A 21,191-nucleotide genomic window follows, 5' to 3' on the forward strand; every position below is an offset into this window, starting at 1 on the left:
CAGACGACAGCGCCGAGGAGTGAGATGAGCGATCGGAACCGAGCGGTCACGATCGCCGACGTCGCCGCGCGGGCGGGGGTGTCACAGGCATCCGTCTCCCGCGTGCTCAATGGCAAGCAGTCCGTCGACCCCGCCATCGTGCAGGCCGTGCAGGCCGCCATCACGGCACTCGGCTACACGCCGAGCGTCGCCGCGCGAAGTCTCGTGCACGGGCGCAACGACACGATCGCGATGGTCGTGCCCGATCTCGAGAACCCGCTCTTCCAGGGCATCCTCAAGGGACTCAGCCGAGCGGTGGCGGCCGACGGCTATCGGGTGCTCGTCGCCGATACCGCCGAGCAGGTCGACGAAGAAGAGGTCACTGCGCTCGAAGCGCGCCATCGCTGCGACGCGATCGTGCTGTGCGCGCCGCGCATGCCCGAGGAGCGCCTGCAACGACTCGTGGCCCGCATCGCGCCGGTCGTCGTCGTGAACCGGCCCCTTCCCGGCGCGCAAGTTCCGATCGTCGGCGTCGACTACGCACGCGGCATCCGCGACCTCGTCGACCACCTGCACGGCCTTGGCCATCGGCGCCTCGCGTATCTCAGCGGCCCCAGGCTGAGCGCCTCGAACGCCGAGCGCCTGCGCGGCGTCGCCGACGCGGTGGCGGCCGAGCCCGGCATCGCGATCGACGTCATCGAGGGCGGCTCCCGGCTCGACGACGGCTACGAGGCCGCCGAGTCCGTCGACGCCGCGCGACGTGAGGGCGTGACCGCGGTCATCGCCTTCAACGACCTCGTCGCGCTCGGGCTCATGACCCGGCTGCGCGAGCTCGGCGTCGAGGTCCCCGGCGACCTCTCCATCGCGGGATTCGACGACGTGCCGATGGCGAGGTTCGCCACGCCGCGGCTCACGAGCATGTCGGTGCCGCGAGGCGAGATCGGCGCGCAAGTCTGGGCACGGCTGCGCACGCTCATCGCCGGCGGGCCGATCGAGCACACCGTGCTGTATCGGCCGCGCCTCGAGGCGCGCGAGAGCACCGGGCCCGTGCGATGAGCAGGGTGGCGGCGGCGACGTCGGCCCAGACGACCGTGCCGGCGTCATCGGCGCCTTCGGCCGCCGACCGCCGGGTGAAGCGCGAGCGGATGCTGCAACTGCTCGGGCGCCGCGGCGCCGACTCGATCGTGCTCCACTCGCACGCCGCCGTCGCGTGGTACCTCGACGGAGCGCGGACCCACGTCTCGCTCGCGGGCGATCCCATTGCGGCCGTCGTCGTGCGGCACGGCGGCGACGAGCTGCGCGTGTTCGCCAACGAGGCCGACCGGCTGCTCGACGAGGAGCTCGGCGCGATCGGCGACCTCGACCTCGACGTCACCCGCGTGCCATGGCACGACGTCCTCGCGCCGGCCGGCATCGCCGCGCTCGCCGAAGACGACGTCGCGGCCGAACTGCGAGCGGCGCGGGCGAGTCTCCTTCCGGCCGAGCTCGCCCGGTACCGAGCGCTCGGGCGCGAGGTCGCCGAGGCGCTGACGGATGCCGCGGACTCCGCCGATCCCGCTGCATCCGAGCGCGACGTCGCGGCGCGCCTCGGCGGCGACCTCATCGCGCGCGGGATCGACCCGCTCGTGATCCTCGTCGCGGGCCGATCGCGCCTCGGCCACCGGCATCCGCTGCCCACCGGCTCGCCGATCGGCGACCGCGCCATGCTCGTGGCGTGCGGCCGCCGGCACGGCCTCATCGCGAACGCCACGAGGTGGGTGCGCTCGGGCGGTCGGAGCGACGCCGACGCCGAGGCCGACGCCGAGCGGCGCATCCTCGAGGTCGAGGCGGCCTTCTTCGCCTCGACGTTGGTCGGCGCGACGATCGGCGAGGCGTTCCGCGGCGGCATCGACTCGTATGCACGGCACGGCTTCGGCAGCGACGAGTGGCGCCGTCATCACCAGGGCGGCGCCGCGGGATACGCAGGGCGCGACCCGCGCGGCACTGCGGTCGTAAGCGACGTGGTACAGCAGGACCACGCCTTCGCGTGGAATCCGACGGCGCCGGGCGCCAAGGTAGAAGACACCGTGCTCGTGCGGACGACCGGTGTGGAGGTGCTCACCGTCGATCCCCGCTGGCCGACGATCGAGGTCGCCGGCATCGATCGCCCGATCGAGCTCGAGCGTGTAGGCTCGGGATAGCGCGTGGGATAGCGCTTTCCCAACCAGCTCGACCGATCATGAGACCGACGACGACTCGCAGGAGTTCCAGATGAGCCGCATCCGCATCGACACCATGGATGGCCGCCTCGGGTTCACGGCTGATTCCGTCGTGCTCGCCGAATACGTGCACCGTCCCGACAACCCGCAGCTCGAGTCCCCGCGGCCGTACTTCAGCCCCATCCGCACTCGCGCGGGGGAGCTCGTCTCGCTCTACCGCCCGCACGACCACGTCTGGCACAAGGGCATCACCTGGTCGCTGCCGGTGGTCGGCGACGAGAACTTCTGGGGCGGACCCACGTTCGTCGACCGCCGTGGCTACGTGCAGCTGCCGAACAACGGCACCCAGGGCCACCGCGAATTCCCGGTGGTCGACGACGAATCCACGGCCCGGTTCGTCGAGGCGCTCGATTGGGTGACCGAGGGCGGCGAGCAGCTCTTCGAGGAGCAGCGCATCGTGGGGGCCACCCTCCTCGACGACGACTCGTGGCTCCTCGCCTTCGCGACCAGCATGCGCAACGTCAGCGGCCGCCTGATCCCGATCGGCTCGCCGACCACGCGCGGCCGGGAGAACGCCGGCTACGGCGGACTGTTCTGGCGAGGCCCCAGGTCGTTCACCGGCGGATCCGTGCTCGCCCCCGGCATCGCCGGCGGCGATGAGCTGCGCGGAACACGGGCGCCCTGGATGGGGTTCACCGGTCGCCACGACGTCACCGGCGCCGCCTCGACGATCGTCATGATCGACGACCCCGGCAACCTGCAGCATCCGCCGCAGTGGTTTGCCCGCAGCGAGGAGTTCGCGTGCCTGTGCCCCGCTCCGTTCTTCAGCGAGGAGCACGAGGTCGAGCCGGGTGCGACCCTCGACCTTCGCTACGGCGTCGTCATCGCGGATGGCGCGAGCGACCCCGACCGCGCTGCGGCGCTCGCCGCGGCAGGATCGGCCCGGCTGCCCGACCTGCTGAACTCATGAGCGCCGCCGTGCCCGAGACCGGCCACCCCGAAGGAGCCCGATGACCGAGAAGCCCTCACCCGCGCCGTCCACCACACCCGCCTCGTCCGCCCCGCTGCGCGCGGCGATCGTCGGCACCGGCGCCATCGCGAACTCCCATGCCGCGGGGCTCGCGGCGACATCCGATGCCGAGCTCGTCGCCGTGGTCGACCGCGACCCCGCGCTCGCCCGCGCCTTCGCCGAACGCTGGGGCGGCCCCGCGGTGTTCGATTCGCTCGACGAACTGCTCGCGAGCGGCACGATCGACGTGCTGCACGTCTGCACGCCTCCGGGCGCCCACGCCGAGCAGTCCATCGCCGCGCTCGACGCAGGAGTGCACGTCGTGTGCGAGAAGCCCGCCGCGCTCTCCCTCGACGAGCTCGACGCGATGACGGATGCCGCCGAGCGCAACGATCGTCGCTTCGTCGTCGTGTTCCAGCAGCGCACCGGCTCGGCCGCGGCCCACGTGCGCCGCCTGTTCGACTCCGGCGCGCTCGGGCGCCCCCTCGTCGCGACGTGCCAGACGCTCTGGTACCGCGACCCCTCCTACTTCGCCGTGCCGTGGCGCGGCAAGTGGTCGACCGAGGGCGGCGGCACCACCCTGGGGCACGGCATCCACCAGATCGACCTGCTCGCGTGGCTCCTCGGCGACTGGGCGAGCGTGCACGGCGGCCTCTGGCGGCTCGACCGCGAGACCGAGACCGAAGACGTCTCGACGGCGGTCATCACGTTCGCGGGCGGCACCGTGGCATCCGTCATCACGAGCGCCGTGTCGCCGCGCGAGGTGAGCTCGATCCGCATCGACACCGAGCTCGCGACCGTGACGGTCGACCACCTCTACGGCCACGGTCACGAGCACTGGCGCATCACGCCGGCTCCGCACGTCGGCGAAGCAGATTCCGCGGCGTGGGCACTTCCCGACCTCGAAGAGGCGAGCGGGCACGAGCCGCTCCTGCGCGACGTCTACGCGGCGCTCCGCTCAGGCGGCCCGCTGCCGTCGACGGCGTCGGATGCCGCGCGCTCGTTCGAGATCGTGACCGCGATCTACTCCTCGGCCGCGACGGGCCAGACCGTGACGCCGGCAACGCTCCGTGACGACGTCGACCGGTTGCGCAGCCTCGAGAGCCCGGTCGTCGACCTTCGCCGTGGCTGACTGACTGACCCTGCGCGTAAACACCGTCTGACCAGAGCTTCGTATCCACTTCGGCGCCATCCGGACCGCTCGAAGATAACGAATTGAAACGATTTTCTGTCTGAGGTTGACTCAGCGCACGAGCGCGGGTTAGCTTTGGGAAGCGCTTTCCCGCACACGACGTGGAATTGCAATCAGGCAGACAGAGACGTTTCCGGGAGGAACAACGATGTTCAACATTCGCAAGCGCCGCGTCGCGGTCGCCGCAGCGGCACTCACCGCGAGCGCGGCCCTCGTGCTCACGGGCTGCTCGGGCGGCGGGTCGGATGCCGCTGCCGAGTACGACCCCGACGAGAAGGTCACGCTCAACCTGGCCTTCTGGGGCAACGACGTGCGCGCCGCCATGTACGAAGAGGCCATCGCCGCGTTCAACGAGGAGTACCCGAACATCACGGTGAACTCCTCGTTCCTCGGCTTCCCCGAGTTCTGGGAGAAGCGCCAGACCGAGGCTGCCGGCGGCGGCCTGCCCGACGTCATGCAGTTCGACTACTCCTACCTCCGCCAGTACTCCGAGAACGGGCTGCTCCTCGACTTGAGCCCCTACCTCGGCGACATCATCGACACCAAGCCGCTCAGCCAGAACATCCTCGACATCGGCGTCGTCGGCGACGAGACCACCGGTATCCCGACGTCGACCAACGCCTGGGGCATGTACACGAACCCGAAGCTCCTCGAGCAGCTCGGCATCGAGGAGTTCGAGGGCGGCGATTGGGCCGACTACGACTCCTGGATGCAGGAGATCACCGACGCCGCCGCGGCTCAGGGTGTCACGATCTGGGGCGGCACCGACTACACCGGCCGCATCCAGAACTTCGAGATCCAGCAGCGCGCCAAGGGCGAAGATCTCTTCACCGACGAGGGTGAGCCGAACTTCACCGAGGAAGACCTCGCGGAGTTCTGGGAATCCGGCTCGGGCATCCGTGAAGCCGGCACCGTGATCGACCAGCAGCGCCTCGAGGAGATCTACCCGCTCTCGGCCTTCGATTCGGCGCTCACCGCGAGCGAGCTCACGTGGGACAACTTCGGCGCCGGCTACCTCGGCAACCTGGGCGCGGAGTACACCGAGCTCGGCCTCGTCGCCCCGCCCGTCACCGAGGAAGGCGCGAAGGACCTCTACCTGAAGCCCTCGATGCTGCACTCCATCTCCTCGAAGACCGATCACCCCGAAGCGGCGGCCACGCTCGTCAACTTCCTCGTGAACTCACCCGAGGCCGGCGCGGCGTTCGGCACCAACCGGGGCCTCCCGGCCTCCGAGACGATGCTCGAGGGTGCAGAGCTCGACCCGCTCGGCGAGCAGATCCGCGAGTACGAGGAGTCGATCTCCGACCGCCTCGGCGACGCACCGCCGGTGCCGATCGTCGGATACGGCTCGCTCGAGGAGAAGTTCCGCCTGATCGGACAGGAGCTCGCCTATGGCACCCTGACCGTCGACGAGGCCGTGGACCAGTTCTTCGGTGAGCTGGACGTCGTCCTCAACCAGTAGCAGCACGACAGCGACTCCGGGCCCGACGGGCCTGCCCCGGGCCCGGAGCACTGTTCTCGCAAGGACGGAGAACCACGTGAGCACGGAAACCCAATCGATCGTCACCGCCGAGGCCGAGTCGACGCGCGTGCGCCAGGCCATGCGCCAGTTGCGTCGCACAGAGCGCGGCAAGGTCCCGACCACCGAGGGCAAGCGATCGCAGAGTCGTCGGGAGACCGTCGTGGGCTACGGCTTCCTGCTCCCGTGGATGCTCGGCTTCCTCGGGCTCACCGTCGGCCCGATGATCTTCTCGCTCTACCTCGCCTTCACGAAGTACAACCTCTTCACTGCGCCCGAGTGGGTCGGCCTCGACAACTTCGTGCGCATGTTCACCGAAGACCCGCAGTTCATGCAGTCGGTGCAGATCACGCTCGTCTACGTGCTCGTCGGCACCCCCATCAAGCTCGCCGCGGCCCTCGCCGTCGCGATGCTCCTGAACTATCGCAACAAGGGCAGCGGCTTCTTCCGCTCGTCGTTCTACGCGCCGTCGCTCATCGGGGCATCCGTCTCCGTCGCCATCGTGTGGCGTGCGATGTTCTCCACCGACGGCCCGGTCGACAGCTCACTGAGCCTCTTCGGCATCGAGCTCGGTGGATGGGTCGGCAACGTCGACCTCGTCATCCCGATGATGATCCTGCTCGCCGTCTGGCAGTTCGGCGCCCCGATGGTCATCTTCCTCGCCGGGCTCAAGCAGATTCCGCAGGAGCTCTACGAGGCGGCCGAGGTCGACGGCGCGGGGCCGGTGCGCAAGTTCCGCAGCGTCACGATCCCGATGCTGTCGTCGGTCATCTTCTTCAACCTGCTGCTCGAGACGATCAACGCCTTCCAGGTGTTCGCGTCGGCGTTCATCATCTCCAACGGTTCGGGCGGCCCCGCCGGCATGACGAACTTCTACACCGTCTACCTCTACAAGCGAGGCTTCGCCGATGGGCAGATGGGCTACGCCGCAGCCATGGCCTGGGTGCTCGTCATCGTCGTGGCGATCATCGCCTTCATTCTGTTCAAGACCCAGAAGTCCTGGGTGCACTACGCGGGAGAGAACCGATGAGCACGATCGAAGTCCCGCGCGCGGAGTTCCTCGAGGTCGCCACCGAACCGCGGCCCCCGCGGCGCCGGCGCATCAAGAGCAAGACCGTCAACACGATCATCTGGTTCGTGGTGCTGCTCGCGATCACGGCGGTGATCCTCTACCCGCTCGTCTGGCTCGTGTTCTCGACGTTCAAGCCGTCGAGCGAGTTCGGCCAGAACCCCGGACTCATTCCCGACAACCCCACGGTCGACAACTACGTCAAGGTGCTCGAGGGCATCGGCGGCACTCCGCTCTGGCGGTTCTTCGCCAACTCGCTCTTCATCGCCCTGATGGCCGTGATCGGCACGCTCTTCTCTTCAGCACTTGCCGCGTACGCGTTTGCACGCATCAAGTTCAAGGGCGCCGGGGTGCTGTTCGCAGCGATGATCGGCACGCTCCTGCTGCCGTTCCACGTCATCATCATCCCGCAGTACATCATCTTCAACCGGCTCGAGCTCGTGGACACGTACTGGCCGTTGATCCTGCCGAAGTTCCTCGCCACCGAGGCGTTCTTCGTGTTTCTCATCGTGCAGTTCATCCGCAACATCCCGCGCGACATGGACGAGGCGGCGCGCATCGACGGCGCCGGGCACGTCCGGATCTTCTTCTCGATCATCCTGCCGCTCATCAAGCCGGCCCTCATCACGAGCGCGATCTTCACGTTCATCTGGACCTGGAACGACTTCCTCGGTCCACTCCTCTACGTGAACTCACCCGAGAAGTATCCGCTGCCGATCGCGCTGCGTCTCTACAACGACGCGACGAGCACGTCCGACTACGGGGCCACGGTCGCGGTGTCGTTCCTCGCCCTGCTGCCGATCCTGATCTTCTTCATCGTGTTCCAGCGCTTCCTCGTCGACGGCGTGGCCACGCAGGGTCTGAAGGGCTAGGATCCGGATGTCTCGAGCCGCCGATCGAGCTGCACGCCGGGCCGCCCTCTCGGGCAGCGGGCCGACGCGCGACGACGCCGCGACGACGGCGCGCTTCCCGGGTGCACGCAGCGCGTTCGGCCTCCTCGGCGAGGTGCTGCTCGTGGGCATCCTCGTGGCGCTCGTGTCGCTTCCGCTGGTCACGCTGCCGGCGGGGCTCGCCGCGGGGGCGCGGCACCTCCGCCGGTTCCTCCGCGCCGACGACTCGAGTCTCGAGTGGTTCTGGCGCGACGTGCGGGCAGCACTGCTCGGTGGCCTCGGCGTGGGCGCGGCATCCGTCGTCATCGCCGCCGTGCTGGCCCTCGACATCGACCTCGCCGCAACCGGCGTGCTGCCCGGAGGCCCGATCGTGGGCGTCGTCGGCTGGGTCGGACTCGCCGTGCTCGTGCTCGTGCTCTTCGTGGCCGCAGGGCGGTGGACGCCCGAGCACGGCTGGCTCGGTGCGTTGCGTGCAGTGCCGAGCGCACTCCGCGACGACCCCGCGGGTGCCGGATACCTCATCGCGACCGCCGCGTTCGCCGTCATCGTCACGTGGCAGCTCATCCCGCTTGTGATCGCCGCACTCGGCTGCGTCGCGCTCGCCATCGTCGCCGTGCCCGAGCGCCCTCGGCGCGCCCGCGGGGCGGCTCGGTAACTCACGCCGTCGAGGTGACGGATGCCGCGTGGTGGCGCGCCTGGGCCACGCCGACGGAGGCGTTGTGGTCGTCGATGGCGACGCGGCATCCGTGCGGGCCCTCGATGGACGCACCGCGATCGCGGTCTCGTTGCCGAATCGAGACCTGCTTCACCGGCCGCGGCGTTGACCGATTGAATCGTCTCACGCTACGCTGCGGGAAGCGCTTTCCCCCCTGCTATTCCCGGGCCGCGCCGATCACAGAGAACTGACCTACTGGAGGACGATGATGTTCACGACTGGAGCGCGACGGCGCATGCTCGCCGCTGCGGCGATGACCGGGGCTGCGGTGCTCGCCCTCACCGGGTGCGCCGGGAGCGCGGGCGACGGCGAGGCGGCCTACGACCCCGAAGAGGAGGTCACGCTGCAGTTCACCTGGTGGGGCAACGACGACCGCGCGACGCGGTACCAGTCGCTCATCGACGCGTTCAACGAGGAGCACCCGAACATCACGATCGAGGGCACCTTCACCGACTTCCCCGCGTACTGGGAGAAGCGGAAGATCGAGGCCACCGGCGGCGGCCTGCCCGACGTGTGGCAGTTCTCCGACTCCTACCTGCGCGAATACGCGGAGCCCGGAATGCTCCTCGACCTCGGCACGGTGAGCGACTACATCGACTTCGACGCGTTCGAGGAGTCGCTGCAGCAGACCGGGCAGCTCGAGGGCGTGCAGTACTCGCTTCCCACCGGGTACAGCTCGTGGGCGGTGTTCCTGAACGACGGCCTGCTCGAGCAGGCGGGCGTCGAGCCCTACGAGGGTGGCACGAGCACCGAGGAGTACACGGCCTGGATGAAGTCGGTCACGGATGCCACGGGCGGCGCCGTCTACGGCGGCACCGACATGACCCAGCGCATCCAGACCTTCGAGAACGAGCTGCGCCAGCAGGGCAAGAACCTCTACACCGATGACGGCGAGCTCGGCTTCACGGAAGACGAGCTCCGCGACTTCTGGAACTCGGGTGCGGAGGCGCGCGATGGCGTCACGGTGCCGCAGCAGCGCCTTGAGGAGACCTTCCCGAAGTCGGGGTTCGCGTCGAACCTGACGGCGAGCGAGGCGAGCTGGAGCAACTTCCTCGGCGGCTACCTCGCCGACTCGGGTGCCGCGAGCGTCACCCTCGTCGCGCCGCCGACCGACGAGCCCGGCTCGAAGGACCTCTACCGTCAGGGCGGTCTCCAGGTCGCGATCTCGGCCGACACGGAGCACCCCGAGGCAGCGGCGCTCTGGCTCGACTTCATCGTGAACAGCGAGGCGGCCGGTGAGATCTTCGGCACCACGGTCGGGTTCCCGGCCTCGAAGACGAAGCTCGCCGGCACGACCCTCGAGGGGATCGACGCCCAGGTCGCCGACTACCTCGAGTCGGTCGCCGACCGCATCGGCGAGGCACCGCCCGTGCCGGTCGTGGGCTACGGCTCGCTCGAGCAGACCTTCTGGGACCTCGGCAAGTCGATCGGTCTCGGCGCGCTCAGCGTGGATGACGCGGTGGAGCAGTTCTTCGGCGAAGCCAAGGTGATCCTCGGCTGAGCTCGATCGAAGACCCCGGGTGTCGGCGCGCAAGGGCGCCGGCACCCGGTTTTCGTTTACTGGCCATTTCGGGTCGTTCTGGCCCGCCAGAACAGCACAGACTGGTCAGTAGTCACGCGACGACCCGCCACTTCGGTCGGGCGGCCGGGATGGAATACGCTTTCCCAGAGCGAGCAACGGAGCAACGGAGCAACGGAGGACGAATGCACTACGGCGCCGACTACAACCCCGAGCAGTGGCCTGAGGAGATCTGGCCCGACGACGTGGCGCGCATGCGCGAGGCGGGCGTCACGATGGTCAGCCTCGGCATCTTCTCGTGGTCGCGCATCCAGCCGCGAGAGGGCGAGTTCGACTTCGACTGGCTCGACCGGGTGATCGACCTGCTGCACGAGGGCGGCATCGCCGTCGACCTCGCGACCGCGACCGCCTCCCCGCCGCCGTGGGCGTCGGCGAGCTACCCCGAGCTCCTTCCGCAAGACGAGAACGGCGCCGTGTACTGGCCGGGCAGCCGGCAGCAGTTCGCTCCCTCGTCGCCGGTGTACCGCAGGCTCGCCACCGAGCTCGTGACGGCGATCGCCGAGCGGTATGCGCAGCATCCGGCCGTCGTGATGTGGCACGTCAACAACGAGTACGGCTGCCATGTTCAGCTCGATTACTCGGATGCCGCGCGCGACGCCTTCCGCGGCTGGCTCGAGCGCCGCTACGTCACGATCGACCGGCTCAACGAGGTCTGGGGCACGAACTTCTGGTCGCAGCGCTACGGGAGTTTCGCCGAGGTGTTCCCGCCGCGCAAGGCGCCCTACAGCCACAATCCGGGCCAGATGCTCGACTTCCGGCGGTTCACGAGCGACATGCTCCTCGAGTGCTACCTCATGGAGCGCGAGATCATCCGTGCCGCGGGCGCGACGCAGCCGATCACGACGAACTTCATGGGCGCGTTCAAGCCCGCGAACTACGCCCAGTGGGCCGAGCACATAGATGTCGTGAGCGACGACTGCTACCCCGATCCGAACGACCCCGAGAGCTTCCGCGCCGCGGCATTCCAGCGCGACCTCATGCGGTCGATGAAGCCCGACGTGCCCTGGATCCTCATGGAGCAGGCCACGAACGCCCTCAACTGGCGGCCCACGAACGCCCCGAAGGCTCCCGGCCAGATGGCCGCGCTCAGCGCGCAGGCGATCGGCCGAGGCGCCGATGGCATCCTCTTCTTCCAGTGGCGGCAATCGCGGGCGGGCGCCGAGAAGTTCCACTCGGCGATGCTCCCGTACGCGGGTACGCGCACTCGCACGTGGCGTGAGGTCACCGCGTTCGGCGAGCAGCTCGCGGCCCTGCCCGAGCTGCCGGCGGGCGCTCGCGACGCCCGCGTCGCGCTCGTCTTCGATTGGGAGAACTGGTGGGCCGTCGAGGCTTCCGACCACCCGATGAACGAGCTCGACTACGTCGCCGTCGTGCAGCGCTGGTACCGGGCACTGCACCGCCGCCATGTGCAGGTCGACATCGTGCCGCCCGAACGCGTCGACGGCCAGTACGCGCTCGCGATCGCCCCGCTCCTCTACCTCCTGCGCGACGAGGGTGCCGCCGCGCTCACGACGTTCGTCGAGGGCGGCGGACACCTGGTCGCGGGCCCATTCACCGACGTGGTCGACGAGTTCGACCGGTTCCGCGACGGCGGATTCCTCACGCAGCTCGGCGAGCTCTACGGCATCCGCCTCGACGACTTCGGAGCCCTCGTCGCACCAGGCGCCGCCGGCCCGGGCGAGCGCGAGGCGCGATTCGCGGGCGACGCGCTCGGCGAGTCGGTCGGCACGCTCGTCGCCGAGGAGATCGAGATCGAGGCAGCGGATGCCACGGTCGAGGCGTCGTTCACGAGCGGCCGCCTGGCGGGGCATCCGGCCCTCACGGTGCGCCGCACCGGAAACGGCACCGCCCGCTACCTCGCGACCGTGCCCGACGAGGCGGGCGCCCAAGCCGTGATCGACCACGTCCTCGCCGACGCGGGCGTCGCACCGGTGCTCGCCGACCTTCCCGAGCACGTCGAGGCGGCGCGCCGCGGGGAGCTCCTCACACTCGTGAATCACGGCGACGACGAGGTCGAGGTCGTGGTCGTCGGCACCGATGCCGTGACGGGCGCTCCGGTCGAGCGCGTCATGCTCGGCCGTTTCGACTGGGCGATGGTGCTCGATGCGTGAGACCGGGTGCGCAAGCGGTGCAGGTCACGGTGGCCGCACCGGCCACGGCGTGGCAGTCTGGGGCGACGGGCGACAGTGACGGCGATGAAGGAGCGACGATGACGAAGGCGATCATCCTGAGCGGAGCCGGCCGGTACGCCGATCCGTGGCATCCCTATCCCGAGACGAGCGCCGTGCTCGCAGAGCTCGCGCGAGCGGCCGGGTTCACGGTCGAGATCTCCGAGGATCCCGACGCCGCGCTCGCCGGCCTCGCCGACGACGTCACCCTGCTCGTCGTGAACGCGGGCGACCCCGAGGGGCCAGACGACACCGCACGCGTGCAGCCCGCGGCATCCGTCACCACCGAGGCGAACGCCGCGCTCGACGCCGCGATCGATCGCGGCGTCGGCATCCTCGCGCTGCATGCCGCGGCGGCGAGCCTGCGCGCCTACCCGGCGTACGGGCGGGCGCTCGGTGCGCGCTGGGTGCGCGGCGAGTCGTGGCATCCGCCGATCGACGAGGCGCACGTGCACGTCGTCGGCAACCACGCCATCGCCGAGGGGCTCGGCGACTTCACGGTGTTCGACGAGCGATACACCGACTTCCACCTGCACGACGTCATCGAGCCGATCGCCGAGCACGAGGAAGGCGGCGGCCGTCACCCGCTCGTGTGGGCGCGAGAGTTCGGCCGGTCGCGCCTCGTGTACGACGGGCTCGGGCACGACACCCGCTCCTACGAGTCGGCGGAGCATCGCGAACTCATCACGCGATCGCTCGAGTGGCTCTCGCACGTTCCGGCGGCCACGGCGGAGGTGGAGTGAGCCGCATCGTCGTCGCGCCCGACTCGTTCAAGGGAACGGCGAGCGCAGCGGATGCCGCTGCCGCCCTCGCGCGCGGCTGGCACGCGGTGCGCCCCGGCGACGACCTCGTGCTGCGCCCCATGGCCGACGGCGGCGAGGGCACGCTCGACGCGTTCGCAGCGGCGGTGCCCGATGCTCGGCGGATGCCGGTGACGGTGCGCGGCCCGGTCTCCGAACCGGTCGAGTCGCACTGGCTGCTGCTGCCCGGCGACCGCCCGGCCGCCGTCGTCGAGCTCGCCGCGACCTCGGGCATCACGTTGCTCGACCCGCTCGCGCCGCTCGACGCGCACACCGCCGGATTCGGCGAGGCGATCGCCGCGGCGCTCGACCATGGCGTCGACCGCCTTCTGCTCGCGCTCGGCGGCAGCGCCTCGACCGACGGCGGGGTGGGCGCGCTCGCGGTGCTCGGCGGGCGATTCCTCGATGCGTCGGGCCGGCCCATCAAGCTCGGCAATCGGGGACTGGGCGCGCTCGCGCGCGTCGATCTCTCCGGGCTTCGGTCGCTGCCGCCCGGCGGGGCCGTGATCCTCGGCGATGTCACCAATCCGCTGCTCGGCCCGCTCGGCGCTGCCGCGGTCTTCGGGCCGCAGAAGGGGGCGGATGCCGCGGGCGTCGAGGTGCTCGAGTCGAACCTCGCGCGGCTCGCACGGCTCCTGCCCGCGAACCCCGAGACACCCGGTGCGGGCGCGGCCGGCGGCGCGGGCTTCGGCCTGCTCGCCTGGGGCGCCGAGATGGGCGGTGGCGCGGCGCTCGTCGCGCACACCGTCGGCCTCGCCGACGTGCTGCAGGGAGCCGACCTCGTGATCACGGGGGAGGGGCGTTTCGACGGGCAGTCCGAGGCGGGCAAGGCGCCGACCGTCGTGGCTGCGCTCGCGGGCGACGCGGGCGTGCCGACGGCGCTCGTCGCCGGGGCGATCACGGCCGATCCGCGAGGCTTCGCGGCATCCGTCGCCCTCGCGGCCATCGCCGGCGGCAGCGCGCCCGCCATGGCGGAGCCGTTGCGCTGGCTCCAGGCGGCGGGGGCCGAACTCGCACGCTCGCGCGGCTGACCGCAAGTTTCGGGCTTAGAATTCGAAACATGGAAGCGGATGTCGTGGGGGAGCGGGTCACCCTCGCAAGCGTGGCCGAGGAGGCGGGCGTCTCGCTGTCCACCATCTCGAAGGTCCTGAACGGCCGGGCGGATGTCTCGCCACCCACGCGCGCCCGCGTCGAGCAGCTCCTCGCCGAGCGCGGCTACCGTCGCCGCGGCGGCGGGCGCTCGGAGTCACGCGCCGAGCTCATCGAGCTCGTGTTCCACGAACTCGACCCGATCTGGTCGATGGAGCTCATCGGCGGCGTCGAGCAGGTGGCCAAGGAGCACGGGCTCAGCGTCGTGCTCACGGTGAGCGGCAGCCGTCATGCGCCCGACCCCGACTGGATCGAGGGGGTCATGCGACGCCGGCCCGTCGGCGTCATCCTCGTCTTCTCCGAGTTGGCGCCCGAATACCGGGAGCGGCTGCACTCGCGGGCCATCTCGTTCGTCATCGTCGACCCGGCCGGCGACCCCTCGCCCGACGCGCCCTCGGTCGGTTCGGCGAACTGGTCGGGGGGCCTCGCGGCCACCCGGCACCTCATCGAGCTCGGCCACACGCGCATCGCCGCGATCACCGGCCCTGAAGACATGATGTGCTCGCTCGCCCGGGTCGACGGCTATCGCTCGGCGATGAACTCCGCAGGACTCGCCATCGACCCCGACTGGATCCGCTTCGGGGACTTCCACGTCAGCGGCGGCCGCGAACGAGCCCGCGAGCTGCTCGGCCGATCCGACCGGCCGACCGCGATCTTCGCCGGCAGCGACATGCAGGCGCTCGGTGTCATGGAAGCGGCCCGCGAGCGCGGCATCCGCGTGCCCGAGGAGCTCTCGATCGTCGGCTACGACGACATCCCGCTCGCCCGCTGGCTCACCCCTCGGCTCACGACCGTGCACCAGCCCCTTCGCCGCATGGGTGAGGAGGCCGCCAGGCTCGCGATCCGGCTCGCCGACGAATACGACGAGCCCGCCGCGACGGTTGACGGGTCGGGCGAGCCCCGATCGGCGCCCACGCCGCGCATGGACCTCGCCACGAGCCTCGTCGTGCGCGAGAGCACGGCACCGCCGGCCGCGAGTTGAGGCTCCGCCTGCCGCGAGTTGAGGCGCCGCCTGCCGGGGGGACCACCCCGGCACGCGGCATCCGTCATCCGACGACGGCCCACACGGGATGCAGCGCCCGGGTGTGGTCGACCACCCGCACCGGCCCGACGAGGTCGACCCTCGCCTGCAGCGGCAGGTCGGCGCTCGACCGCCCGAAGCCCAGCACGAGCGACCCCGGCTCGACGATGCGGCGGCCGTCGCGCCCCGTGAATGCGGCGAGGTCGGCGGGCACCTCGACGCTCAGGCGCACGGATGCTCCGGGCTCGAGCTCGACGCGGCGGAATCCGACCAGCCGCTGCACCGGTCGCACGACGGATGCCACGGGGTCGTGCAGGTACAGTTGCACGATCTCGGCGCCCGCCCGGTCACCGGTGTTCTCCACCGTGAGCGACAGCACGACCGTGCCCTCGGTCGTCACCTCGGGCACCCCTACCTGCAGGTCGCTCCACGCGAACGACGCGTAGCCGAGTCCGTGGCCGAAGGGATATCGAGCCGTCGGATCGATGTTCGACACGCTGTTGCGCCGGGCGAGCGTCGATGCCAGGTACGTCGACGGCTGCGCACCCGGCGTCGACGGCACGCTCACGGGCAGGCGTCCGCTCGGGTTCACGCGTCCCCCGAGGATGGCGGCGAGCGCGCGGGTGCCCTCTTCGCCAGGGAAGAACGCCTGCAGGATGCCGGCAGCGCGGTCGGGTGCCGTGCCGAGCACGTACGGGCGACCCGCGAGCAGGGTGAGCACCGTCGGCGTGCCGGCGTCGAGCACGGCCTCGAGCAGGGTCGCCTGCGCACCGGGCAGGTCGAGGGTCTCGGCGTCGCAGCCCTCGCCACTCGTGCCCCGGCCGAACAGGCCCGCGCGGTCGCCGAGTGCGAGCACCACGACGTCGGCGGATGCCGCGACCGCGACCGCGTGCGCGATGCCATCGGTCTCGCCGCCGTCGATCGAGGTGCCCGGTGCCAGGGCGATCTCGGCCGAGGGGAACTCGGCGCGCACGGCCTCGACAAGGGTGGGAAGCTCGATTCCCGCTCCGCTTCCGGGATGGTGCACGCCCACGTGCGTCGGGAAGGCGTAGCAGCCGAGCACGGCGAGCGGGTCGTCGGCGGTCGGGCCGATCACCGCGATACGGGCGGGTTCGGCGAGGGGCAGCGTGCCGTCGTTGTGGAGGAGCACGATCGCCCGCTCGGCGATGCGGCGCGCGAGGGCGCGGTTCTCCACCGGGTCGAGATCGACCGCGCCCTTCGCGGCTGTGGCCGCGGCCGGCGCCGTGGGGTCGTCAAGCAGCCCCGCTTCGATCTTCTGCACGAGCACACGGCGGAGGGCCTGATCGATGACCTCCTCGTCGACGCGGCCGTCGGCCACCGCCCGCACGAGCGGCTCGCCGAACGCGTGCACCGTGGGCAGTTCCACGTCGATGCCCGCCTCGAGCGCCGCAGCGGCCGCATCGCCCAGGTCGCCGGCCGTGCCGTGCAGGGTCTCGAGGAAGGCCACCGAGAAGTAGTCGGCGACGACGGTGCCCTCGAAGGCCCAGGTCTCGCGCAGCAGGCCCGTGAGCAGGTCGCGGTCAGCAGCGGTGGGCACGCCGTCGAGATCGGTGTACGCGTTCATCACCGAACGCGGCTTGGCATCTCGGACCACCATCTCGAATGGCGGCAGCAGCACGTCGGCGAGCTCCCTGGCGCCGACCGACACCGGCGCCAGGTTGCGGCCCGCTCGCGATGCCGAGTACCCGACGAAGTGCTTGAGGGTCGCGATGATGCCGGATGCCTCGAGCCCCCGCACGTACGCCGTGCCGAGGGTGCCGACGAGGTACGGATCTTCGCCCATGGTCTCTTCGACGCGGCCCCACCGGGCGTCGCGCACGACGTCGAGCACTGGAGCGAGTCCCTGATGGACGCCGACCGAGCGCATGTCGGCGCCGATGCGGCGCGCCATCTGCTCGATGAGCTCGGGGTCGAACGTCGCGCCCCACGACAGCGGCACCGGGTAGGCGGTCGCGCCGTAGGCGGCGAAGCCCGCCAGGCACTCCTCGTGCACGAGCGCCGGGATGCCGAACCTGCCCGACGCGACGATGCGCTCCTGCAGCCGGGCGAGCGACTGGGCTCCGACCGCCGCATCGACCGGCGCGGTGCCGAAGGCCCGCGTGATCTGGCCGAGCCCCTTGGGCAGCAGCTCGTCGAGATCCACTTCGCTGCTCATGTCGTGCTGGTGCGGCGCCACGTCGGCGCCGTCATCGGAGGCGCCGATCCAGATGCCGTAGAGCTGGGCGATCTTCTCTTCGAGCGTGAGTTCGGCGATGAGCGCACCCGCGCGCGCACCGGCAGGCAGCGACCGGTCGCGCCACGGCGCATGGGTCGCCGTGGCATCCGTCGCCGTCGTATCGGTCATCTGGGCTTCCGTCATCGTGCCGGCCTCTCGCTCTGTCGGGGCATTCGTCATCGTGGCGGCATCCGTCGCGCCCGCAGCATCCGTCACCGGCTCGCTCATCCCTTCACTGCCCCGGTCAGGCCGCCGACGATGCGGCGCTCGAAGATGCTGAAGAAGATGAGCGCGGGAATCATCGACAGTGAGGTGAAGGCGAGCACCTTGGCGGTGTCGACGGAGTACTGCGAGGCGAAGGCCTGCACGCCGAGCGGCAGTGTGTAGCTCGCCTCGTGGTTGAGGATGAACAGCGGCAGCATGTAGCTGTTCCAGCTCGCGATGAAGGCGAGGATGCCGACGGTGATGACGCCGGGCATCGCCAACGGCACCACCATCCTCCAGAAGAAGCCGAGGCGCGAGCATCCGTCGATCGAGGCGGCCTCCTCGAGCTCGTCGGGGATGGCGCGCAGGAACGGCACGAGGATGATGATCGTGGCCGGCAGCGCGAAGGCGATCTGGGGCAGGATGATGCCCGCGAGCGAGTTCGTCAGGCCGAGGTTGCGCACGACGAGGTACAGGGGCGTGATCGCGACCGTCATCGGGAACATGAGTCCGGCAGCGAAGGTCGCGTAGAGCAGGCCGCGCGCACGGAACCGGTACCGCGCGAGCACGTAGCTGGCCATGAGGCCGAGCGCGACGACCCCGACCGTGGTGGCGACCGCGGCGACCGTGGAGTTCGCCACCTCGCCCCAGAACGTCGTGCTGGCGAGCACGTCGGCGTTGTTCTCGATCACCCATGGCGAGGGCAGCCCTGACGGATCGGCGGTGATCTGCGCGTTGGTGCGGAAGCCGCCGATGATGATGTACGCGATCGGCGCCAGCATGAGCCCGATGACGACGAGGGCGCCGAAGTAGGTGGCGGGGCTGCCCCAGGGGAGCCGGCCGTTGCCGCGCGGCCGCCTGGCCTGCGGGATGGCGATGGTCGAGGCGGTCATCGCTCGCTCCGTTCGGTGAGGGCGCCCGCCGTGTCACGGCGCAGCACGTAGCGCTGGTAGATGAGGGCGACGACGAGCGAGATGACGAATAGCACGACCGCCACGGCGTTGCCGTAGCCGAAGTTGCCGGCGTTGCGGCCGTTGGCCACCATGTACGTCGCCATCGTCGAGGTGCCCGCGGTCGAGGCGATGTATTGGCCCCAGATGATGTAGACGAGATCGAACAGTTGCAGTGACCCGATGATCGAGAGGAACGCCCAGATACGCAGCGTCGGGCCGAGCAGCGGGAGCGTGATCCTGCGCTGGATCTGCCAGTAGGAGGCGCCGTCGATCTGTGCCGCCTCGGTGAGCTCCTGGGGGATGCCTTGCAGACCCGCCAGGAAGAGGATGACGGCGAAGCCGATGTACTTCCAGGTGATGATCCCCATCAGGGTCCAGATCGCCAGGTCGGGGTTCGAGAGCCAGTCCTGGGCGAGAGCGCCGAGGCCGACCTTCTCGAGCAATCCGTTGACCGCGCCATTGCTCTGGAGCATGAGGCTCCAGCCGGTGCCGACGACGACCTCGGCGAGCACGTAGGGCACGAAGATGAGCACTCGGATCACCGACTGCCCTCGCATCGGGCGGTTCAGCAGCAGCGCCAGCAGCAGCGCGAGCGGCCCCTGCAGTACGAGCGACATCACGACGATGACGGCGTTGTGCCAGAGGGCCTCGTGGAACGTCGGGTCCTGGAGGATCGTGACGTAGTTCTGCAGGCCGACGAAGTCGGTCGGGGGGCCGTAGCCCTTCCAGCTGAAGAACCCGTAGTAGCCGGCCATGACGACCGGGAAGATGACGAAGCCGAGGAAGACGACGAGGGCCGGGCCGACGAGCAAGGCGATCTCGAAGGCCTTCCGCCAGTCCGGTCGGCCTCGCCGTGCGGCCGCCGGCGCCGGGGCGGTGACCCGGCGCGGGGTCGGGGACGACTCGTCGTCCCCGACCCGCACGCCGTCCGCCAGGGCTCCTCGCTTCGGTGCGGGAGTGCTGGTGCGAACATTCATGTTGCGAGGGCCTCTCAGCCCTTCTTGATGGCGTCTTCGACGGCGTCGACGATGCCCTGGGCGTCGCCCTTGCCGGCGAGCAGGTCGACGACGCCGACGTTGAGCGCGTTGCCGACGTTCTGGCCGAGCAGCGTGTCGAGCCACACCGAGACATATGGTGCGTCGTTGTACGAGGCGAGGACCTCCTGCAGCGCGGGATCGGTGACGACGCTCTGGGCGTCCTTGTTGGCCGGGAGCGTCACGAACGCCTCGGCGTAGGCCTCCTGCTGCTCCTTCTGCGAGGCGAACTCGAGGAACTCGCCGCATTCCTTGGGCGCGTCGACGAAGCAGCTGTAGCCGTCGACGCCGCCCATCATCGCGCCGGCCTCGCCGTCGCCGCCGTTCACGGCGGGGAAGGGGAACCATCCGAGGTCGGCGAGCGGCTGCTCGTCGGGCGTCAGCGAGGCGATCACACCGGGATCCCATGCGCCCATGAGCTCCATGGCGGCCTTGTGGTTGGCGAGCAGACCCGCGGAGGAGCCGGCACCCTGCTGTGCGGAGGTGGTGAGGAAGCCATCGTTGTACGGCTCGGTGGCGGCGAAGTCCGCGAGGTCCTCGCCGGCGCGCAGGAAGCACTCGTCGCTGAAGCTCGGGTCCGACGCGAGCTCGGCCACGACATCTTGCGAGCACTCGCGGAGCACGAAGAAGTAGTACCAGTGAGCGGCGGGCCAGGCATCCTTGGCGCCGAGGGCGATCGGGGCGACGCCGGCCGACTTGAGCTTGTCGACGGCCTCACTCAGTTCGTCGAAGGTGGCCGGCGGCGCGGTGATGCCGGCCTGGGCGAACAGGTCCTTGCTGTAGTAGATGCCGCCCGGCAGCACTGAAGACGGCACGCCGTAGACCTTGTCGTCGACGGAGAGCGCGGCGAGCGATGCTTCGCCGAGTGCGGCCTTCGTGTCGTCGGAGAGCGCGTCGGTGAGGTCCTGCACCTGACCCGCCTCGACGACGGCCGCGAGCTTGCCGCCACCACGGGCCATGAAGATGTCTGGCGCATCGCCGGAGTTCAGGGCGGTTTGGAGCTTGCCGTCCATGTCCTCGTTCTGGATGGCCTGGATCTTGATGTCGACGCCGGGGTGCTCCGCCTCGAAGTCCTTGGCGGTCTGCTCCCAATAGGCCTTGCCGGGGCCGGTGGTGGAGTTGTGCCAGAAGCTCAGCTCGGCCGAGCCGTCCCCCGTGTCACCGCTTGCGGCACTGCACCCGGCGAGGGTGCCGAGGGCCAGCGCGGCCACGGCACCCAGCGTGACGAGCCGTGGGATGCTGCGTCTGTTCATCTTTGAACCTCTCGAAAGTTTCGACACCTGCGTCGAAAGTGGTCTGGACGTCTCGAATATACGGCGAAGGCAGATATGCCGTCAAGCGCAACATATTCGGCGCATTTTTAGGGCATCGTTCGCCGAAACCTCTCGAAAGTGCTTCGCAAGGTGTGCGGACCATCGATTCGAACTTGATCTGCTCCGGGGGGCGCGCGCTAGACTGGACCGCAGTCGAATCGAT

18 protein-coding genes are annotated in these 21,191 nt (G+C 70.0%); 13 read left to right on the top strand and 5 right to left on the bottom strand.

Annotated elements, in window-relative coordinates; all coding sequences use genetic code 11:
- Positions 1–24: 24 nt before the first annotated feature.
- From QFZ29_RS03465 to QFZ29_RS03500, 8 genes are all read left to right on the top strand, one after another.
- Positions 25–1,035: a LacI family DNA-binding transcriptional regulator gene (locus QFZ29_RS03465; RefSeq protein ID WP_306892853.1), complete on the top strand. Its 1,011-nt coding sequence runs from the start codon at positions 25–27 to the stop codon at positions 1,033–1,035.
- Complete coding sequence (locus QFZ29_RS03470) at positions 1,032–2,159, top strand: M24 family metallopeptidase (RefSeq protein ID WP_306892854.1); 1,128 nt, start codon at positions 1,032–1,034, stop codon at positions 2,157–2,159. Before QFZ29_RS03465 ends, QFZ29_RS03470 begins: the two co-directional genes overlap by 4 nt.
- A 70-nt stretch (positions 2,160–2,229) precedes the next feature.
- Entirely contained in the window at positions 2,230–3,147 is a 918-nt protein-coding gene (locus QFZ29_RS03475) for a DUF6807 domain-containing protein (RefSeq protein ID WP_306892855.1), read from the top strand.
- A gap of 40 nt (positions 3,148–3,187) precedes the next feature.
- Positions 3,188–4,318, top strand: a complete 1,131-nt coding sequence (locus tag QFZ29_RS03480; protein WP_306892856.1) for a Gfo/Idh/MocA family protein — start codon at positions 3,188–3,190, stop codon at positions 4,316–4,318.
- Positions 4,319–4,526: 208 nt separating this feature from the next.
- Complete coding sequence (locus tag QFZ29_RS03485; RefSeq protein WP_306892857.1) at positions 4,527–5,840, top strand: ABC transporter substrate-binding protein; 1,314 nt, start codon at positions 4,527–4,529, stop codon at positions 5,838–5,840.
- A 139-nt stretch (positions 5,841–5,979) separates the two neighbouring features.
- The gene (locus tag QFZ29_RS03490) at positions 5,980–6,927 is read left to right on the top strand and encodes a carbohydrate ABC transporter permease (protein WP_306896589.1); all 948 of its coding nucleotides are present in this window, start codon (positions 5,980–5,982) and stop codon (positions 6,925–6,927) included.
- Positions 6,924–7,838, top strand: coding sequence for a carbohydrate ABC transporter permease (locus tag QFZ29_RS03495; RefSeq protein WP_306892858.1), 915 nt, complete (start codon positions 6,924–6,926; stop codon positions 7,836–7,838). Before QFZ29_RS03490 ends, QFZ29_RS03495 begins: the two co-directional genes overlap by 4 nt.
- 7 nt (positions 7,839–7,845) lie before the next feature.
- Complete coding sequence (locus QFZ29_RS03500; RefSeq protein ID WP_306892859.1) at positions 7,846–8,511, top strand: hypothetical protein; 666 nt, start codon at positions 7,846–7,848, stop codon at positions 8,509–8,511.
- A 1-nt stretch (position 8,512) separates the two neighbouring features.
- On the opposite strand, the gene QFZ29_RS03505 is transcribed toward QFZ29_RS03500, so the two are convergent.
- Entirely contained in the window at positions 8,513–8,665 is a 153-nt protein-coding gene (locus tag QFZ29_RS03505) for a hypothetical protein (RefSeq protein WP_306892860.1), read from the bottom strand.
- 114 nt (positions 8,666–8,779) lie between these two features.
- On the opposite strand from QFZ29_RS03505, the gene QFZ29_RS03510 reads away from it, so the two are divergent.
- From QFZ29_RS03510 to QFZ29_RS03530, 5 genes are all read left to right on the top strand, one after another.
- Positions 8,780–10,072, top strand: coding sequence for an ABC transporter substrate-binding protein (locus tag QFZ29_RS03510; protein ID WP_306892861.1), 1,293 nt, complete (start codon positions 8,780–8,782; stop codon positions 10,070–10,072).
- 203 nt (positions 10,073–10,275) lie between these two features.
- A complete protein-coding gene (locus QFZ29_RS03515; RefSeq protein ID WP_306892862.1) occupies positions 10,276–12,261 on the top strand; it encodes a beta-galactosidase in 1,986 nt (661 codons plus the stop codon).
- 98 nt (positions 12,262–12,359) lie between these two features.
- The gene (locus QFZ29_RS03520; protein WP_306892863.1) at positions 12,360–13,061 is read left to right on the top strand and encodes a ThuA domain-containing protein; all 702 of its coding nucleotides are present in this window, start codon (positions 12,360–12,362) and stop codon (positions 13,059–13,061) included.
- Positions 13,058–14,149, top strand: coding sequence for a glycerate kinase (locus QFZ29_RS03525; RefSeq protein WP_306892864.1), 1,092 nt, complete (start codon positions 13,058–13,060; stop codon positions 14,147–14,149). Before QFZ29_RS03520 ends, QFZ29_RS03525 begins: the two co-directional genes overlap by 4 nt.
- 29 nt (positions 14,150–14,178) lie before the next feature.
- Complete coding sequence (locus QFZ29_RS03530) at positions 14,179–15,249, top strand: LacI family DNA-binding transcriptional regulator (RefSeq protein WP_306892865.1); 1,071 nt, start codon at positions 14,179–14,181, stop codon at positions 15,247–15,249.
- A 64-nt stretch (positions 15,250–15,313) separates the two neighbouring features.
- Here QFZ29_RS03530 and QFZ29_RS03535 read toward each other — a convergent pair whose 3' ends face one another.
- The 4 genes from QFZ29_RS03535 to QFZ29_RS03550 all read right to left on the bottom strand — a co-directional run bounded on the left by QFZ29_RS03535 (position 15,314) and on the right by QFZ29_RS03550 (position 20,968).
- A complete protein-coding gene (locus QFZ29_RS03535) occupies positions 15,314–17,653 on the bottom strand; it encodes a beta-xylosidase/alpha-l-arabinosidase (protein ID WP_444876253.1) in 2,340 nt (779 codons plus the stop codon).
- A 95-nt stretch (positions 17,654–17,748) separates the two neighbouring features.
- A complete protein-coding gene (locus QFZ29_RS03540; RefSeq protein WP_306892867.1) occupies positions 17,749–18,621 on the bottom strand; it encodes a carbohydrate ABC transporter permease in 873 nt (290 codons plus the stop codon).
- Positions 18,618–19,658: a carbohydrate ABC transporter permease gene (locus QFZ29_RS03545; protein ID WP_306892868.1), complete on the bottom strand. Its 1,041-nt coding sequence runs from the start codon at positions 19,656–19,658 to the stop codon at positions 18,618–18,620. The genes QFZ29_RS03540 and QFZ29_RS03545 overlap by 4 nt, the downstream gene beginning before the upstream one ends.
- A gap of 14 nt (positions 19,659–19,672) precedes the next feature.
- On the bottom strand, positions 19,673–20,968 hold the full coding sequence (locus QFZ29_RS03550) for an extracellular solute-binding protein (RefSeq protein WP_306892869.1): 1,296 nt from the start codon (positions 20,966–20,968) through the stop codon (positions 19,673–19,675).
- Between the last annotated feature and the right edge of the window lie 223 nt (positions 20,969–21,191).

It is taken from the genome of Agromyces albus (assembly GCF_030815405.1).
GTDB classification, from domain to species: domain Bacteria; phylum Actinomycetota; class Actinomycetes; order Actinomycetales; family Microbacteriaceae; genus Agromyces; species Agromyces albus_A.

Bases quoted from the DNA above. Each gene is read 5' to 3' on its own strand.
- QFZ29_RS03470 (WP_306892854.1), top strand. From the start codon at position 1,032: ATGAGCAGGGTGGCGGCGGCGACGTCGGCCCAGACGACCGTGCCGGCG.
- QFZ29_RS03495 (WP_306892858.1), top strand. From the start codon at position 6,924: ATGAGCACGATCGAAGTCCCGCGCGCGGAGTTCCTCGAGGTCGCCACC.
- QFZ29_RS03500 (WP_306892859.1), top strand. From the start codon at position 7,846: ATGTCTCGAGCCGCCGATCGAGCTGCACGCCGGGCCGCCCTCTCGGGC.
- QFZ29_RS03540 (WP_306892867.1), bottom strand. From the start codon at position 18,621: ATGACCGCCTCGACCATCGCCATCCCGCAGGCCAGGCGGCCGCGCGGC.
- QFZ29_RS03510 (WP_306892861.1), top strand. From the start codon at position 8,780: ATGTTCACGACTGGAGCGCGACGGCGCATGCTCGCCGCTGCGGCGATG.
- QFZ29_RS03515 (WP_306892862.1), top strand. From the start codon at position 10,276: ATGCACTACGGCGCCGACTACAACCCCGAGCAGTGGCCTGAGGAGATC.
- QFZ29_RS03520 (WP_306892863.1), top strand. From the start codon at position 12,360: ATGACGAAGGCGATCATCCTGAGCGGAGCCGGCCGGTACGCCGATCCG.
- QFZ29_RS03480 (WP_306892856.1), top strand. From the start codon at position 3,188: ATGACCGAGAAGCCCTCACCCGCGCCGTCCACCACACCCGCCTCGTCC.
- QFZ29_RS03530 (WP_306892865.1), top strand. From the start codon at position 14,179: ATGGAAGCGGATGTCGTGGGGGAGCGGGTCACCCTCGCAAGCGTGGCC.
- QFZ29_RS03550 (WP_306892869.1), bottom strand. From the start codon at position 20,968: ATGAACAGACGCAGCATCCCACGGCTCGTCACGCTGGGTGCCGTGGCC.
- QFZ29_RS03545 (WP_306892868.1), bottom strand. From the start codon at position 19,658: ATGAATGTTCGCACCAGCACTCCCGCACCGAAGCGAGGAGCCCTGGCG.
- QFZ29_RS03485 (WP_306892857.1), top strand. From the start codon at position 4,527: ATGTTCAACATTCGCAAGCGCCGCGTCGCGGTCGCCGCAGCGGCACTC.
- QFZ29_RS03465 (WP_306892853.1), top strand. From the start codon at position 25: ATGAGCGATCGGAACCGAGCGGTCACGATCGCCGACGTCGCCGCGCGG.
- QFZ29_RS03535 (WP_444876253.1), bottom strand. From the start codon at position 17,653: ATGACCGATACGACGGCGACGGATGCCACGGCGACCCATGCGCCGTGG.
- QFZ29_RS03490 (WP_306896589.1), top strand. From the start codon at position 5,980: ATGCGCCAGTTGCGTCGCACAGAGCGCGGCAAGGTCCCGACCACCGAG.
- QFZ29_RS03475 (WP_306892855.1), top strand. From the start codon at position 2,230: ATGAGCCGCATCCGCATCGACACCATGGATGGCCGCCTCGGGTTCACG.